A 16,301-nucleotide genomic window follows, 5' to 3' on the forward strand; every position below is an offset into this window, starting at 1 on the left:
CCATGTTATTGCCGGGCGCCCCGGCCCGCGCGGTGCTTGGCCGCCAAGGCCGCGTCCGGCGAGCACACCGCGCACGGGGTGAAGCCGAGCTGGCGGGCCTCGGAGATCGGCAGCGGGATCGACGGCCGGTTCGCCAGCCACCCGCACTTGGGCAGGTGGTAGCGCGGCCGCTCGTCGAGCACCCGCACGTCGGCGGTCAGGCCGGAGATCACCAGCAGGTCGGCCGCGTCGGTCGACTCCTCGGCGGGTTCGGCCTCCGGGTCCACTTCGACCGAAGCGCCCAGCGGCACCTCAGGTGCGGCGGGCGGCGCCTCGATCACCGGTTCCGGCGCGGGCTCGTCGTCGACGAAGTCATCGGCGTCGTCGTCGACGGCGTCGTCGATGTCGTCGGCGGCTTCGACAGGAGCCACGGCCGGGGCCGCCGCCTTGCGCCGGTTGCCCAGCCAGTCGAGGACGAGGATGGCCGCGGCGACGAGACTGATGCCGACCGACAGCCATGCCCACAGCGTGTTCGCCGTGGTGAGAGCGGTGACCAGCAGCCCGAGGGCGCCGAGCACCAGCAGCAAGACGATGTACAGCAACCTTGTGCCCTACTGTCCGGCCGGGCCGCCCGCGCAGGGCGACCCGGCCGTGACTGCCTAGGTCAGCCCGCTTCCGCGCGCGGGCCGAACGAGTAGCCGCTCTGCTGTCCGGCTCCACGGCCGCCTTCGCTGGTCGGGGCCGCGGAACCGCGGTCGCCGAGCTCACGGAGGCTGGACTCGAGGAAGGTCTTCAACCGGGTGCGGTACTCACGCTCGAAGGTGCGCAGCTCGTCGATCTTCTTCTCCAGCGTGGTGCGTTCCTGCTGCACCGCGCCGATGATCTCGGTGTGCTGCCGCTGGGCGTCGCGCTCCAGCGTGGTCGCCTTCTCCCTGGCCTGACGCTCCAGCGTCTCGGCACGGGTCCGCGCGTCGTTCAGCATGGTCTCGGCACGCGTGCGCGCCTCGTTGACCATGGTGTCGGACTTCGCCCGGGCGTCGGAGAGCAGCTGCTCGGACTTGGTCCGAGCCTCGGCCAGCATCCCGTCGGCTTCGGCTTTCGCCTCGCCGGTGAGCCGGTCGGCCATCTCCTGCGCGAGGCCAAGGACCTTGGCGGCCTGCACATGGTGATCACCGCCGCCCCCGGGACTGGTCTGCTCCAGCGCACTGGGCGGCGGAACGGGAGTGAGCCGACGCGGCTCCTCGACCCGGGTCGGCGCCGCTGGGACGCCACCGCCGGTCCGAGCGTCGTCGAGGTCGGCGCGGGCCGACTCCAACTGCGCGTCGAGCTGCTCGACCTGCGCGCGCAGGTCGTTGTTCTCCTCGATCAGGCGGGAGAGCTCCACCTCGACCAAGTCGAGGAAGGCGTCCACCTCGTCCTCGTTGTAGCCCCGCTTGCCGATGGGAGGCTTGCTGAACGCGACGTTGTGCACGTCAGCGGGGGTCAACGACATCTGATCACCTCACGCACTCCAGGGCTGCCAGCATCCCAAGTCTCCCCGATCACCCGGGATATGCCAGTTGCATCAAGATGAACACAACCAGCAGCAGCACCATAATCGATAGGTCCAGGCCTACGCCGCCGATTCGGACTGTCGGTATGAGCCGACGGACCAAACGAACCGGAGGGTCGGTCACTGTGTAGATGGTCTCCAGCGCCACCGCAACCCCACCGGCTGGTCGCCACTCGCGCGCGAAGGTGCGCACAAGCTCGACGACCACCCGGGCGGTCAACAGCAGCCAGAAGGTGAACAACACCCAATAGACGGCGAGAAGCACTGGTTCCACAGCTCAACTCTGCCATCTCTCAGCCTCGCGTGGCGAACCCGCCCTCCGCCAACCGCCGCTTGTCCTCCGCGGTGGGGTCGGCGTTGGGCGGTGAGATCAAGAACACTTTGTTCGTGACCTTGTCGATGGAGCCCCGCAGCGCGAAGGCCAGCCCGGCCGCGAAGTCGACGAGCCGCTTGGCGTTCGCGTCGTCCATCTCGGTCAGGTTCATGATCACCGGGCGCCCGTCGCGGTAGTGCTCGCCGATGGTGCGCGCCTCGTTGTAGCTGCTCGGGTGCAGCGTCACGACGCGGCCCATCGGGTAGCCGCCCGCCTGCGCGGGGGCCTCGAGCTGGCGCGGACGCGGCGCGGGATCACGCCGGGCGTCCATCGCGAGCGCGCCGTGGGTCTGCGGGTCGGACGGCGACGTCTGCGCAGCCCAGGCCGGTCGCGGACGGCCGCGGTCGATCGGCTCGAAGTCGTCGTCGACGTCGTCGCGGTAGCCCGCGCGCTGACCCCCGAACCACCGGCGGCGGCCGCCGGGGTAGTCGTCGAAGTCGTCGTCGAGGTACTCGGGACGGCGCCCGTAGGCCCGGCCTTCGTAGTCGTCGGCGTCGTAGTCCTCGAGCTCTTCGGCAGGCACCATTCCGAAGTAAGCCTTCAGCTTCTGCAGTGTGCTCATGGCATTCCTCCGCGACTCCCCGTGCGTGGTTCCCACGTGCGCAGTCATGGTTGACCTGTCAAGGGGAGGCTAACCCTCGTCCCCCTAGCAGAGCGGTTCCGACACGCACGCACGTCGACCCGTGGTCGACCGCTTCTTCGAGATCGTTACTCATGCCGCACGACAGCTCACGCGCCGTTGGATACAGCGCGCGGAGCTGCTGCGCCGCACCGGCAAGACGTTCGAACGCCGCCGCTGGTTCCATCCCGAGCGGTGCCACAGCCATGATCCCCCGCAATCGGAGTTCACTCGATCGAATTACATGATCGGCGAGGTAATCAAGATCACTAAGCGGGCAGCCGCCGCGGGCCGGGTCGCCGTCGATGCTCGCCTGCAGGAGCACGTCGAGTGGCGTGGGCCGTTCGGCGGCAGCGGCGCCGAGGACGTCGGCGAGGCGGGTCGAATCGACCGACTGGACCTCGTCGGCCCACCGCGCGACGGACTTGGCCTTGTTGCGCTGGAGCCTGCCGACCATGTGCCAGCGCACCGGCACGCCCGGCCGCAGCGCCCTGACCTCGTCGGACTTGGGCGCGGCGTCCTGGTCGCGGTTCTCGGCGAGGTCGAGCACGCCGAGGTCGGCCAGGATCGCGGCGTCGGAGGCGGGGAAGGTCTTGGTGACGGCGAGAAGCCGCACGTCAGAGGGGGTGCGACCGGCTCTGGCGCACGCCGCGGCGATGCGGTCACGCACGTCGGCGAGGTTCGCGGCGATCTCGGCGGCGCGGTCCGTCACGGCTCGAACCAGGTGATCGCGGCCAATCGCCCAGTGGTCGATTCCCTGCGGTGACTGAACAGAGAACGATCTTCGTTGGTGCACCGCGGGTCGATCCCGATCTTCGCGACCCCGGCGTCGGCGAGCTGCCGCCAGAGCCCGGCGCGCAGGTCGAGCCCTGCGGTGCCCTTGCGGGTGCGGCACGCGCTGCCCGGTAGGTGCTTCTCCACGTCGGTCTGCATCGCCTGCGGCACCTCGTAGCAGTCGCCGCACACCGACGGCCCGAGCAGCACCTCGATGCGGTCCGCGTCGGCCCCGGCCTCCTTCATGGCGGCCAGTGCCGTGGGTACCACCCCGACCCGCGCGCCGACCCGGCCGGCGTGGACCGCCCCGACGACCCCGGCCGTGGCGTCGGCGAGCAGCACGGGCACGCAGTCGGCGACGAGGACGACGAGCGCGAGGTTCGGCTCGGCGGTCACCAACCCGTCGGTCGCCTCGACCGGACCGGCCTGCGGACCGTCCACGACGGCCACCGACCGGCCGTGCACCTGCTCCATCCACACCAGCCGCTCGGGCGCCAGCCCCAGCTCGCTCGCGAGCCGAGCCCGGTTCGCGGCGACGGCGGCGGGATCGTCGCCGACGTGCTCCCCGAGGTTGAACGACTCATAGGGTGCCGCCGACACCCCACCTTCACGCGTGGTGACCACCCGACGAATCCGCACTAGTCCGCCTCCCCGGAATTCTTACCCTTGGTTCCGTTCGGCGAACAGTGCGGACATGCGGTAACCGTGGTCCTCCGCCGCCACGGTCCCCTTAGGTCTCGTGATCTGGTGGGAACCTTAGTCAACTACCTGCGCATGAATGGGGGCACGTCGACTTCGCTGTCCGGGTCGTCGTCCACCGGGACCGCGCGGGTCGGCAGGCTGCCCTGGGCGCCGCGCGCGCCCGGCACCGACTGGGTGCCCGTCGCGGGCGGGGCCTGCTGGGTGAACCCGTTCGACGCCGGGGCCGTCTGCTGGTAGGTGCCCTGGTGCTGGGTCTGCGGGGTGGGCTGGGTCGGCTGTGCGACCGGCGCGGGCTGCTGGGTGACCGGCGGCGGCGGGGTCGCCGGGGCCGAAACCTGCCCGGAGACGGCGGTGGCGGTGGTGCCGGTAGTGGTACGAGCGCCCAACGCGGTGGGGTCGAGCTTCTTGTGCGTCGGCGTACCACTGTCAAAACCCGCTGCGATCACCGTGACCCGGACCTCGTCGCCGAGGGAGTCGTCGATGACCGTACCGAAGATGATGTTGGCCTCGGGATGCGCGGACTCCTGCACCAGCGACGCCGACTCGTTGATCTCGAACAGGCCGAGGTCGGAGCCGCCCGCGATGGCCAGCAGCACGCCGTGGGCGCCGTCCATGGACGCCTCCAGCAGGGGCGAGTTGATCGCCTTCTGCGCGGCCTGCACCGCCCGGCCCTCACCGCGCGCCGAGCCGATGCCCATGAGGGCGCTGCCCGCGCCGGACATGACGCTCTTGACGTCGGCGAAGTCGAGGTTGATCAGACCGGGGGTGGTGATCAGGTCGGTGATGCCCTGCACACCGGAGAGCAGCACCTCGTCGGCCGAGCGGAACGCGTCCATCAGCGACACGCCCACGTCGCCGAGCTGCAGCAACCGGTCGTTGGGGATGACGATGAGGGTGTCGCACTCGTTGCGCAGCTCGGTGATGCCGTCCTCGGCCTGCTTGGCCCGCCGCTTGCCCTCGAAGGAGAACGGGCGGGTGACCACGCCGATGGTGAGCGCGCCGAGCTTGCGGGCGATCGAGGCCACGACGGGCGCGCCGCCGGTGCCGGTGCCGCCACCCTCGCCCGCGGTCACGAAGACCATGTCGGCCCCCTTGAGGACCTCCTCGATCTCCTCGCGGTGGTCCTCGGCGGCCTTGTGGCCGACGTCCGGGTTCGCCCCGGCGCCGAGGCCGCGGGTGAGTTCACGGCCGATGTCGAGCTTGACGTCGGCGTCGGACATGAGCAGCGCTTGCGCGTCGGTGTTCACCGCGATGAACTCGACACCCTTGAGGCCGACCTCGATCATGCGGTTGACGGCGTTCACGCCGCCGCCACCGATGCCGACGACCTTTATCACGGCGAGGTAGTTGTGCGGGGGCGTCATGGTGCCGCCTTCCTGATCGTGTCTTGCATGGTGCTGTCCTGGCTCCCAAAATCTCTCGACCTCAACCAGAGCCTGAGAGTTATGTCAACCCCGGACTACGCAAGGAAGGTAGGCATACCTCGACCGTCGATCCAGCCGCCACGCCGTGTAGCGCCGCGGATGTTCGTCACGGGACGTAAGGCTCACTCCCCGGTCGCGCCGTCGAGCTGCTCGCGGATGATATCCAGATGTCCTGCGTGACGGGCGGTTTCCTCGATCATGTGGATCAGAACCCACCGCACATTCACCTGCTTGCCGTCCAGGTACGTCGCGACGTGGTCCAGCGGGAACCGGCCCGCGATCTCGCGGCTCACCGAGCATTGCTCTTCGTAATCGGCGACGAGCTGGGCGAGGGTCATGTCGGCGGCGACGCGGAACTCGCGGTCGGGGTCTTCCTCGGTGTAGGGGGCACGGTCCGGCTGGCCGTTGACCACCACGTCGAACCACCACGCCTCGACCCAGCGCAGGTGCGAGAGCAGCCCGGCGACGGTCATCAGCTCCGAGGGCAGCAGGACGCGGTGGGCGTCCTCTTCGGACAATCCGGTGGCCTTGCGCACGACGGTGCCGCGCTGGTAGTCGAGGAAGGTCGTGAGCTGGTCGAGTTCGCCGCCGGTGCGCGGGGGATCGATCCTGGTGTCGCTTGAAGTCATGGCCGCAGTCTCACCGAACCCGGCAGCCCCCGCGACGCAATTTCCACAGTGGACTACGCCACGGTCGGGAAGTCCGGCGTGGCCACGTCGTAGGTCTTGCCCGGGCGGGTCAGCAGCGGGCCGAGCACCGCGGCCTTGCGGCCGGACTCGTCGGTGCCGCCCCACTTGACCTCGCGGCCGTCGGTCAGCGTCAGCCGGACGTTGCCAACGGTCTCCGCGGTGACCTTCACGATCTGCGGCCGCAACGGCTCCGGCACGGCGGCCAGCACCGCCACCGCGGCCCTCGTCGTGGCCGTGTCCGGGGCGATGACCTGCGGCAACCCCGGTGGCGCCGCGGTCTCGACGCTGTAGTCGACCCCGTCGCCGTCGACCAGGTGGAACCCGTCCGGGCCGATCGCGACGGCCACCGCGGAGCGCTCGACCACGATGATCTCCACCGTGCTCGGGAACGACCGGCGCACGTCCACCGACCGCACGCGCGGCAGCGCGGCCACCCGCGCGGCGATGGCGTCGGTGTCGAGCCGGACGAGCGGGCTGCCCGCCTCGACGGCGGCCACGTCGCGCACCTCGTCGGCGGTCAGCACCGTGTTGCCCAGCACCTCGACCCCGCGCACCCCGAGCACCGACGTGAACATCACGACGTAGACCAGGGCCACCACGCCGAGGAACGCGCCGAGCACGCCCCACCGGCGCATCAGGTAGCGCCGCCGGGTCACGGGCCGCTCGGTGCGCGGCCTGCGCCTGGTCTCGGCCGTAGTCACTCTGGTTGATCCGGCGCGTTCGCCCGGCGGTCGAGTTCGGCGAGCAGCTCAGGACCCAGCGACGTGACGTCGCCCGCGCCCATGGTGAGCACGAGGTCGCCGTCGCGCACCAGGTCGGCCACGAGCGTGGTCACCCGGTCGAACGCGGGCTCGTAGTGGACCTCCGGCGCGGTGACGGCCTCGCTGATCAGCGCACCGCTCACCCCGGGTTCCGGCTGTTCACGGGCGCCGAAGACGTCGAGCACGACCACGACGTCGGCCAGCGACAGCGCCGCGCCGAACTCGGCGGCGAACTGCTTGGTGCGCGAGTACAGGTGCGGCTGGAAGATCACCACGACCCGGCCGTCGCCCGCGGCGGGCCGCACCGCGGCGAGCTGCGCGGCGACCTCGGTCGGGTGGTGGGCGTAGTCGTCGTAGATCCGCACGCCGCCGACGCGGCCCTTGAACTCGAAGCGCCTGCGCACTCCGCCGAACGCGGCGATGCCCTCGCCAAGCTCGATCAGCGGCGCGCCCAGTTCCCGGCCCGCCACCAGCGCGGCGATCGCGTTGAGCGCCATGTGCTCGCCCGGCATGGCCACACCGAGCTCGAACTCGCGGCCGTCCAGCGAGACCCGCGCGACTCCCCCGCCGTCGCGCGGCCGGTAGTCGAGCATCGTCGCGTCGGACGCGGCCGTCGCGGTGCGGCCGTAGCGGCGCACCCGGATGCCCTTGGCCTCGGCGCGCTCGGCCAGCGCGGCCGAGCCAGGGTCGTCGGCGCAGGCGACGAGCACGCCGTCTGCGGTGATCTGGTCGAGGAACGAGTCGAACACCGCCGTGTACGCCTCGACCGTGCCGTGGTGGTCGAGGTGGTCGGCCTCGACGTTGGTGACCACCGCGACCGACGGCCGGAACGCGAGGAACGAGCCGTCGCTCTCGTCGGCCTCGGCCACGAAGATCCCGCCGGACCCGTGGTGGGCGTTGGCGCCGGACTCGTTGAGGTCGCCGCCGATGGCGAAGGACGGGTCGAGCCTGCAGTGCTGCAGGGCGACGGTCAGCATCGACGTCGTCGACGTCTTGCCGTGGGTGCCCGCGACGCACGCGACCTGGTGGCCCATCATCAGCTCGGCCAGCGCCTGCGACCGGTGCACGACGACGATCCCGCGCTTGCGGGCCTCGACGAGCTCCGGGTTGTCCTCCTTGATCGCCGTCGAGACGACGACAGCGGTGGGAGCCTCGGGAAGCAGGTCGAGGTTGTCGGCGGACTGTCCGATCGCGATCTTCGCGCCCTGCGCGCGCAGGCTGAAGAACGCGCGGCTCTCCTTGGCGTCCGACCCGGACACCTGCCGGTTGCGGGCGAGCAGGATGCGGGCGATGCCGCTCATGCCCGCGCCGCCGATGCCGATCAGGTGGGCACGGGCGAGCAGGCGGTCGGTGGTGGTCATCGGGACCTCTTGTCGATGGAGTCGAGCACCATCCTGGCCAGCACGTCGGCGGCCTCGCGGTGCCCGCTGCCCTGGGCGGCCGCGCTCATCGCGGCCAGCCGGTCGGGGTTGGTGAGCATGGGGATCGCCAGTTCGGCGACGGCCTGCGGGGTCAGCTCGGCGTCGGGCACCATGACCGCGCCGCCCGCGTCGACCACCGGCTGGGCGTTGAGCGCCTGCTCGCCGTTGCCGTGCGGCAGCGGCACGTAGACCGCGGGCAGACCGACCGCGGACACCTCGGCCACCGTCATCGCCCCGCAGCGGCACAGCGCGGCGTCGGCGGCGGCGTAGGCGAGGTCCATGCGCTCCAGGTAGGGCACCGTGGCGTACTTCGGCGCCCCCGGCACCTCCTGCACGACCAGGGAGTTCTTGGGGCCGTGCGCGTGCAGCACGCCGATCCCGGCGTCGGCCAGGGCCCGCGCGGCGCCCGACACGGCGGTGTTGATCGACCGCGCGCCCTGCGAGCCGCCGAAGACCAGCAGCGTCGGCGCGTGCGGGTCGAGGCCGAAGAACTCGCGGGCCTCGGCGCGCAGCGCGGCGCGGTCCAGGTTGATGATCGACTCGCGCAGCGGGATGCCGATCACCTCGGCGTTGGGCAGGCCGGAGTCGGGCACGGCGACCGCGACCCGCTCGGCGAACCGCGCGCCGACCTTGTTGGCCAGGCCGACGCGCGCGTTGGAGTCGTGCACGATGATCGGCAGCCTGCCGCGCGCGGCCAGATAGGCAGGCAGCGCCACGTAGCCGCCGAAGCCGACGACGATGTCGGCGCCGACCCGGTCGAGCACCTCGCGGGTGGCCTTGATCGACGAGCGCACCTTCAGCGGCAGCTTGAGCAGGTCGACGTTGGGCTTGCGCGGCATCGGCACCGGCGGGATGAACTCCAGCGGGTAGCCGCGCGCGGGAATGATCGTCTTCTCCAGGCCGCGCTCGGTGCCCAGCGCGACCACGCGGGCGTCCGGCCGCAGCCGCATCACCGCGTCGGCCAGCGCCAGCGCGGGCTCGATGTGTCCGGCCGTGCCACCTCCCGCGATCACCACGCACGGGCCTTTACGGGCGGCCTGACTGCTCAACGACGTCCTCCTTTAGGGGTCCGCGGGTTGCCGCGGCTCGTCTTCTGCCGTGCTCGTTCCGGTGCGGCGCGCTTGCGCTGCTCGGCGCCGCGCGGCGGCGCGCTCGGCCGCACCGGCTTGCGCTTCTTCGGCGGCTGGTACGGGTCGGGCGCGGGCAGGTGCAGCAGCTTGCCGAAACGGCCCGGCCCCTGTGAGCGTAGTGCCGACACCGCCTCCGGCTCATGCCGCGCGCAGTTGCCGAGGATGCCGAAGACCATCATCGTCACCACGACCGACGTGCCGCCGGAGGAGATGAGCGGCAGCGTGATGCCGGTGACCGGCAGCAGACCCACGACGTAGCCGATGTTGATCGCGGCCTGGGCCACCAGCCACACGGTGAGCGTGGCGGCGACCATGCGGATCCACGGGTCGATGTTTCGGGTGGCGATGCGCATGCCGACGACCGCGAGCATCGCGAACAGGCCAAGCACCAGGCCGCAGCCGAGCAGCCCGAGTTCGTCGCCGATGAGGGCGAAGATGAAGTCGTTGTGGACGTTGGGCATGTAGTTCCACTTCGACGACCCCTGCCCGAGGCCGCTGCCGAAGAAGCCGCCGTCGGCCAGCGCGTACTGGGCCTGCAGCGCCTGGTAGCCGCTGCCGCCGAGGTCGTCGTCGGGGTTGAGGAAGCTCAGCACCCGGTCGAGCCGGTAGTTCGTGCCGACGGCCAGCAGCGCGACACCCGCGACACCGCCCAGCGCGAGCGAGCCGAACAGCCGCAGCGGGGCGCCCGCGAACCACAGCAGGGCGATCAGCACGACGCCGAGGGTGACCGTGCCGCCGAGGTCGGGTTGCAGCATGACCAGCGCGAACAGCACGAGAGCCACAGGCAGCACCGGGACCAGCAGGTGCCGGTAGCGGTGCAGCACGGCTCGTTTGACCACCAGCACGTGCGCGCCCCACAGCGCCAGCGCCAGCTTGCACAGCTCGATCGGCTGGAACGAGATCGGACCGAACCGGAACCAGCTGCGGGTGCCGTTGAGGGTGGCGCCCAGCGGCGTCAGCACGAGCACCAGCATGACCACGCCCGCGATCATCGCCAGCGGGCTCGCCGCGCGGATCTTCGCCAGCGGGGTGCGCAGGGCGACCCAGAACAGCACCGAGCCGACCAGCACGTACAGCAGCTGCTTCTTGAAGATCGTGTAGAGGCCGAAGCCCTTGGTGTTGATCGAGACGACCGACGACGCCGAGAGCACCATGACCAGGCCCAGCGCGGTGAGCAGGCCGAAGATGGCGAGTACGAGGTGGAAGGAGGCCAGCGGCCTGCCGAGCCACGCGGTCAGCACCGTGCGGACGGTGGCGAGCTTGCCCGCCGCGCGCACCGCGCGTCTCGGCCGCTCGATCGCGGGGCTCTCGGTCACAGTCATCACACCGCCCCGGTGTCGCCGTGGTCCTCCCGCAGAAGCCCGAGCACGGCTTCGGTGAACGCCTCGCCCCGGTGGGCGTAGTCGCGATACATGTCGAGGGAGGCCGCCGCGGGCGCGAGCAGGACGACGTCACCCGGTCGGGCCATGGCGCGTGCCGCGCGTACCGCTGCGATCATGGGCTCATCGTCTCCCGGACCCACGTGCCGCACGCGGACATCCGGGGCGTGTCGCGCCAGCGCCACCGAGATCACCTCGGCGTCGGCGCCCAGCAGCACCGCACCCCGCAACTTGTCGGCGACCTCTCGGACCAGTGCGTCGATCGAGGCGCCCTTGAGCTGCCCGCCCGCGATCCACACCACCGAGTCGAACGCGCGCAGCGAGCCCGCGGCGGCGTGCGGGTTGGTGGCCTTGGAGTCGTTGACGTAGGAGATCCCCGCGCCCTCGCCGACCGGCACGGCCCGGTGCGCGCCGGGGACGAACGCCTTCAGCCCGGCCAGGACCGCCTCAGTCGACACGCCGTAGGCGCGGGCGAGGGCGGCGGCGGCGAGCGCGTTGGCGACGTTGTGCGGGCCGGACGGCCGCACGTCGGCCAGCGTGGCCAGCTCGACGGCGTTCGCCTGCGGGTTCTCGGTGTAGGCGCGGTCGATCAGCAGGTCCTCGACGACGCCCAGCTCACCGGGCTGCGGGGTGTCGAGCCGGAAGCCGATCTGGGTGCCGTCGTGCTCGGCGGCCAGCCGCTCGGACCACTCGTCGGCGGTGTTGCGCACGACGAACTTGGCGCCGGTGTAGATCTTGCCCTTGTCGTGGGCGTAGGCGTCCATCGAGCCGTGCCAGTCGAGGTGGTCCTCGGCCAGGTTGAGCACCGCGCCCGCGTGCACGCGCAGCGACGACTGCCAGTGCAGCTGGAAGCTGGACAGCTCGACGGCGAGCACCTCGTGGCCCGCCAGCACCGCGTCGATCACTGGCAGGCCGACGTTGCCGCACGCCACGGCGTTCGCGCCGTGTGCCTTGAGCATCGATTCGAGCATGCCCACAGTCGTGGTCTTGCCGTTCGTGCCCGTGACCGCGAGCCAGACCGGCGGCTGGGGCAGCGTCTGGCCGATCCGCCAGGCCAGCTCGACCTCGCCGATCACCTCGACGCCCCGCTCGGCCGCCGCGACCAGCAGCGGGCTCGTCGGGCGCCAGCCGGGGCTGGTGACCACGAGGTCCGTGCCCTCCGGCGGCGCGCTCAGGCCGGGAACCAGCGCGACACCGATGTCGGCCAGTTCGTCGAGCCGCTCGGCGTTGGCGTCGGTGACCGTGACGTCCGCGCCGAGGCGCTTGAGGGCCGCCGCCGCCGACCGCCCGGTGACACCCGCACCCGCGACGAGGACGCGCCTGCCGTTCAGCTCGGTCACACGCCGCCGCCGAGCGCGAGCCAGTCGGCGTAGAACAGGCCGAGGCCGAACATCGCGCAGACGCCGGCCAGCAGCCAGAATCTGATGATCACCGTGGTTTCCGCCCACCCGGCGAGCTCGAAGTGGTGATGGAACGGCGCCATCCGGAACAGCCTTCGGCGGGTCGTGCGGAAGACGGCGATCTGCAGGACCACCGACACCATCTCGACCACGAACAGACCACCGATGACGATCATCAGCAGCTCGGTGCGGGTCGCCATCGACAGACCGGCGACGAGGCCGCCCAGCGCGAGCGAACCGGTGTCACCCATGAAGATCTTGGCTGGCGCGGCGTTCCACCACAGGAAGCCGATGCACGCGCCCATCGCGGCCGCGGCCACGATCGCGAGGTCCAGCGGGTCGCGCACGTCGAAGCACGCGGCCTCGCGGACGCGGGCGCAGTCGTGGCTGAACTGCCAGAACGAGATGACGACGTAGGTGCCCAGCACCATCGCCGACGAGCCGCCCGCAAGGCCGTCGAGGCCGTCGGTGAAGTTCACCGCGTTCGACCACGCGGAGACGGCCAAGTAGCAGAAGACGATGAAGCCGATGCCGCCGAAGGAAACGATCGCGATGTCTCGCACGAACGACAGGTGGTCCGACGCGGGGGTCAGCTCGCGCTCATCCGGGAACCGCAGCGCCAGCACGGCGAACGCGATACCCACGACGAGCTGGCCGACCATCTTCGCGGTCTTGTTCAGGCCGAGGTTGCGCTGCTTGCGGATCTTGATGAAGTCGTCCAGGAAGCCCACCACGCCGAGACCGGTGCCCAGGAACAGCACCAGCAGGCCGGAGGCGGTCGGCGACTCGCCGCGCGGGGTCGACATGGCGTTGACGATGTGGGAGGTGCCGTAGCCCGCCCACATGGCCAGCACGATCGCCACGCCACCCATGGTCGGGGTGCCGCGCTTGGCCTTGTGCCCCTGCGGCCCCTCCTCGCGGATCTCCTGGCCGAAGCCCTGCCGGGAGAACACCCTGATCAGGTACGGGGTGAGCAGGATCGACACGACCATCGCGATGGCGGCCGCGATGAGGATGCTTTTCACTTGGTGTCCTCCAGCAGTGCGTCGGCGACGCGCCACAGCGCGGCGGCCTTGGACGCCTTCACGAGCACCACGTCACCGGGTGCCAGTTCCGCGCGCAGCAGCGCCACCGCGGCGTCGACGTCGGCCACGAGCACCGACTCCTCTCCCCACGAACCCTCCAGGTGCGCGCCCTGGTGCATCGCCCTGGCCCCGTCCCCGACGACGACCAGCCGGTTGATGTCCAGCCGGACCGCGAGCCTGCCGATCTCGTCGTGCGCAGCGACCGCCGAGTCGCCCAGTTCGCCCATCACGCCGAGCACGGCCCACGACCGGCGCCGCTCGCCCGTGCGGGCCATCGTCGCCAGCGTCTTCAGCGCGGCGCGCACGGACTCGGGATTGGCGTTGTAGGAGTCGTTGACCACCGTGACTCCGTCGGCCCGGGTGGTGACCTCCATGCGCCGCGCGGACACCCGGCTCGCCCCGGAGAGGCGCTCAGCGATCTCCTGCGGCGTCACGCCCAGCTCCAGCGCCACCGCGGCCGCGGCGAGCGCGTTGCCGACGTGGTGGGCGCCGTGCAGGGCGAGGCTGACCTCGGCGTCGCCCTTCGGGGTGATCATGGTGAAGGACGCGCGGGCCTGGTCGTCGAGTTCGATCTTCTCGGCGCGGACGTCGGCGTGCGCGGCCTCGCCCACGAGGACGACACGGGCTGCTGTGCGGTCTGCCATGGCGGCGACCAGCGGGTCGTCGGCGTTGAGCACCGCCACGCCGTCGGCGGGCAGCTTCTCGACCAGTTCGCCCTTCGTCTTGGCGATGTCGGCGCGGGAGCCGAACTCGCCGAGGTGGGCGCTGCCGACGTTGACCACGACGCCGATCCGGGGCGGGGCGACGTCGCACAGCGCGGCGATGTGGCCGGGGCCGCGCGCGGAGAGTTCGAGGACGAGGTGCTTGGTGTCCTCATCGGCGCGCAGGACGGTCCAGGGGTGGCCGAGTTCGTTGTTGAACGAGCCGGGGGGCGCCACGGTCGGGCCCATGGGGGCCAGCAGCTGGGCGATGAGGTCCTTGGTGGAGGTCTTGCCGGACGAGCCGGTGACGCCGACGACGGTGACGTCGAGGCGGTCGACCACGGCCCTGGCCAGCGCGCCCAAGCCCGCGAGGACGGCGGCGCCGGAGCCGTCGACGTCGCCGGTGAGCGCCACGGACCGGGTGTGCGCGTCGGTCGTCGGGGGGACGATCACGGCGGGCGCGTCGACCGGGCGGGCGGCGAGGACCGCGACCGCGCCGGACTCGGTCGCGGCGGCGGCGAAGTCGTGGCCGTCGACGCGTTCACCGGGCATGGCCACGAAGAGGCCGCCCTGGGTGACCGCGCGGGAGTCGAACTCCACCGAGCCGGTGACGACTTCGTCCCCGGTGGCCTGGTGCAGCGTGCCGCCCACGGCGTCGGCGACCTCGCGCAACGTCAACCGGATCAATGGTTCGCCTCCCCGTCGGTGGTCGTGCCCTCCACTACGACGCCGCACGGGCGGGCCGGTTGCCTGCCGATCATGACGACATCCCGCGGATGGCCGCGGCGAGTTCGTCCCGATCCGAGAACGGGTGCACGACCCCGGCGATCTCCTGGCCGGTCTCGTGGCCCTTGCCCGCGACCACCACGACATCACCCTTCTCCGCCTTGGCCACCGCGGCGATGATCGCCTGGCGCCGGTCCCCGATCTCGACGACCTCGCCGCGCTCGGCCGCCGGAACCGCCCGCGCCCCGGCCAGCATCGCCGCCCGGATCGCCGCCGGGTCCTCGCTGCGGGGATTGTCGTCGGTCACCACGAGCAGATCGCTGCGCCGCGCCGCCGCCTCGCCCATCAGCGGGCGCTTCGCGGTGTCGCGGTCGCCGCCGCAGCCGAGCACGACGATCACCTTGCCGTCGGCGCGCGCGCGGATCGCGTCGAGCGCCAGCGCGACGGCCTCGGGCTTGTGCGAGTAGTCGACGACGGCCGTGAAGTCCTGGCCGACGTCGACCCGCTCCATCCGGCCGGGGACGCGCACTGTGGACAGTCCACGCACGATCGTCTCGACCGGGACGCCGGACTCGGCCAGGATCGCCGCGGCGAGCACGGCGTTGGCGATGTTGAACGTGCCCGGCATCGGCAGGGTTGCGGGGATCACCTGCTTGTCGGGGGTGTGGAGCAGGAAGGACTGCTCTCCCGACAGCGAGGTGTGCGCGTCGCTGGTGGTCCAGTGCGCGGCGCCGGTCGTGGACACGGTGACGGTGTCGGGGGTGACCAGGCGGCGGCCCCACTCGCCGTCCACGCAGACGACCTCGCGCGCGGAGCGGCCGTCGAACAGCAGGCGCTTGGCGGCGAAGTAGTCCTCGAGGTCGGGGTGGAAGTCGAGGTGGTCCTGCGACAGGTTGGTGAACGCGCCGATGGCGAAGCTCGTCCCGGCGACCCGGCCGAGGGCCAGGGCGTGGCTGGAGACCTCCATGGCCACGTGCGTCACGCCGCGCTCGACCATGACGGCGAACAGGGCCTGCAGGTCGGGAGCTTCTGGCGTGGTGAACGCGCTGGCCAGGCGCTCGCCCGCGATGCGCGTCTCGACGGTGCCGATCATGCCGGTGGTGCGGCCCGCGGCGGCGAGGCCGGACTCGACCATGTAGCTGGTGGTGGTCTTGCCCGAGGTGCCGGTGACGCCGAGGACGTCGAGGTGGCGGGACGGGTGGCCGTAGATGATCGCGGCGAGGGGGCCGAGGACGGCGCGTGGGTCGGGGTGGACGAGCACCGGGACACCGGCGTCGCGGACGGCGGGTCTGGCCGCTCCGGCCTCATCGGTGAGCACGGCGGCGGCGCCCGCGGCGATGCCGTCGGCGGCGAAGTCGGCGCCGTGCGCGCGAGCGCCGGGGAGCGCGGCGAACAGGTCGCCGGGGCGCACGTGCTGGGCGCGCAGGGTCGCGCCGGTGACGGTGGTGCCGTCTGTGGTCGCGATCAGTCGCGCGCCCGCGGCTTCGGCCAGCGTGGACAGCGCGACAGGGACGGTGCGGGTGGGGCGAGGCGGTGCCGTGACAGCCTTGCCCTCGAGCTTGGCGGGCACGCCGCGAAGGCTACCT

At 71.6% G+C, this 16,301-nt stretch carries 16 protein-coding genes; all 16 read right to left on the minus strand.

The features are described from left to right. Positions 1–5: 5 nt before the first annotated feature. The 16 genes from ACSHT8_RS12820 to ACSHT8_RS12895 all read right to left on the minus strand — a co-directional run bounded on the left by ACSHT8_RS12820 (position 6) and on the right by ACSHT8_RS12895 (position 16,285). Positions 6–581 carry a hypothetical protein gene (locus ACSHT8_RS12820; protein ID WP_436500894.1) on the minus strand — a complete coding sequence of 192 codons (576 nt, stop codon included), beginning with the start codon at positions 579–581 and terminating at the stop codon, positions 6–8. 62 nt (positions 582–643) lie between these two features. Continuing rightward, positions 644–1,471, minus strand: coding sequence for a DivIVA-like cell division protein Wag31 (gene wag31, locus ACSHT8_RS12825; RefSeq protein ID WP_436500896.1), 828 nt, complete (start codon positions 1,469–1,471; stop codon positions 644–646). 49 nt (positions 1,472–1,520) lie between these two features. Continuing rightward, positions 1,521–1,805 (minus strand): YggT family protein, encoded by a 285-nt coding sequence (locus ACSHT8_RS12830; protein WP_436500898.1) that lies wholly within the window; start codon positions 1,803–1,805, stop codon positions 1,521–1,523. A gap of 19 nt (positions 1,806–1,824) precedes the next feature. Beyond that, positions 1,825–2,466, minus strand: a complete 642-nt coding sequence (locus tag ACSHT8_RS12835; protein ID WP_436500900.1) for a cell division protein SepF — start codon at positions 2,464–2,466, stop codon at positions 1,825–1,827. A gap of 58 nt (positions 2,467–2,524) precedes the next feature. After that, on the minus strand, positions 2,525–3,235 hold the full coding sequence (locus tag ACSHT8_RS12840; RefSeq protein ID WP_436500902.1) for a YggS family pyridoxal phosphate-dependent enzyme: 711 nt from the start codon (positions 3,233–3,235) through the stop codon (positions 2,525–2,527). Next, on the minus strand, positions 3,232–3,936 hold the full coding sequence (gene pgeF / locus ACSHT8_RS12845; RefSeq protein ID WP_436500904.1) for a peptidoglycan editing factor PgeF: 705 nt from the start codon (positions 3,934–3,936) through the stop codon (positions 3,232–3,234). Before pgeF ends, ACSHT8_RS12840 begins: the two co-directional genes overlap by 4 nt. A 125-nt stretch (positions 3,937–4,061) precedes the next feature. Beyond that, positions 4,062–5,363 carry a cell division protein FtsZ gene (gene ftsZ, locus ACSHT8_RS12850; protein ID WP_436500905.1) on the minus strand — a complete coding sequence of 434 codons (1,302 nt, stop codon included), beginning with the start codon at positions 5,361–5,363 and terminating at the stop codon, positions 4,062–4,064. A gap of 182 nt (positions 5,364–5,545) precedes the next feature. Continuing rightward, positions 5,546–6,052, minus strand: coding sequence for a DinB family protein (locus ACSHT8_RS12855; RefSeq protein WP_436500907.1), 507 nt, complete (start codon positions 6,050–6,052; stop codon positions 5,546–5,548). A gap of 53 nt (positions 6,053–6,105) precedes the next feature. Then, positions 6,106–6,813 carry a cell division protein FtsQ/DivIB gene (locus tag ACSHT8_RS12860; RefSeq protein WP_436500909.1) on the minus strand — a complete coding sequence of 236 codons (708 nt, stop codon included), beginning with the start codon at positions 6,811–6,813 and terminating at the stop codon, positions 6,106–6,108. Continuing rightward, positions 6,810–8,234: a UDP-N-acetylmuramate--L-alanine ligase gene (murC, locus tag ACSHT8_RS12865; RefSeq protein WP_436500911.1), complete on the minus strand. Its 1,425-nt coding sequence runs from the start codon at positions 8,232–8,234 to the stop codon at positions 6,810–6,812. Before murC ends, ACSHT8_RS12860 begins: the two co-directional genes overlap by 4 nt. Further along, positions 8,231–9,343, minus strand: a complete 1,113-nt coding sequence (gene murG, locus ACSHT8_RS12870) for an undecaprenyldiphospho-muramoylpentapeptide beta-N-acetylglucosaminyltransferase (RefSeq protein ID WP_436500913.1) — start codon at positions 9,341–9,343, stop codon at positions 8,231–8,233. The genes murC and murG overlap by 4 nt, the downstream gene beginning before the upstream one ends. Beyond that, positions 9,340–10,746: a putative lipid II flippase FtsW gene (gene ftsW / locus ACSHT8_RS12875; protein ID WP_436500915.1), complete on the minus strand. Its 1,407-nt coding sequence runs from the start codon at positions 10,744–10,746 to the stop codon at positions 9,340–9,342. Before ftsW ends, murG begins: the two co-directional genes overlap by 4 nt. Continuing rightward, on the minus strand, positions 10,746–12,143 hold the full coding sequence (gene murD / locus ACSHT8_RS12880; RefSeq protein ID WP_436500917.1) for a UDP-N-acetylmuramoyl-L-alanine--D-glutamate ligase: 1,398 nt from the start codon (positions 12,141–12,143) through the stop codon (positions 10,746–10,748). The genes ftsW and murD overlap by 1 nt, the downstream gene beginning before the upstream one ends. After that, complete coding sequence (gene mraY, locus ACSHT8_RS12885) at positions 12,140–13,228, minus strand: phospho-N-acetylmuramoyl-pentapeptide-transferase (protein ID WP_436500919.1); 1,089 nt, start codon at positions 13,226–13,228, stop codon at positions 12,140–12,142. Before mraY ends, murD begins: the two co-directional genes overlap by 4 nt. Further along, positions 13,225–14,676, minus strand: a complete 1,452-nt coding sequence (locus ACSHT8_RS12890; RefSeq protein ID WP_436500921.1) for a UDP-N-acetylmuramoyl-tripeptide--D-alanyl-D-alanine ligase — start codon at positions 14,674–14,676, stop codon at positions 13,225–13,227. The genes mraY and ACSHT8_RS12890 overlap by 4 nt, the downstream gene beginning before the upstream one ends. A gap of 70 nt (positions 14,677–14,746) precedes the next feature. Beyond that, on the minus strand, positions 14,747–16,285 hold the full coding sequence (locus tag ACSHT8_RS12895) for a UDP-N-acetylmuramoyl-L-alanyl-D-glutamate--2,6-diaminopimelate ligase (protein WP_436500923.1): 1,539 nt from the start codon (positions 16,283–16,285) through the stop codon (positions 14,747–14,749). Positions 16,286–16,301 lie beyond the last annotated feature (16 nt).

Origin of the sequence: Actinokineospora sp. HUAS TT18 (assembly GCF_051364635.1) — a bacterium.
Taxonomy (GTDB): Bacteria; Actinomycetota; Actinomycetes; order Mycobacteriales; family Pseudonocardiaceae; genus Actinokineospora.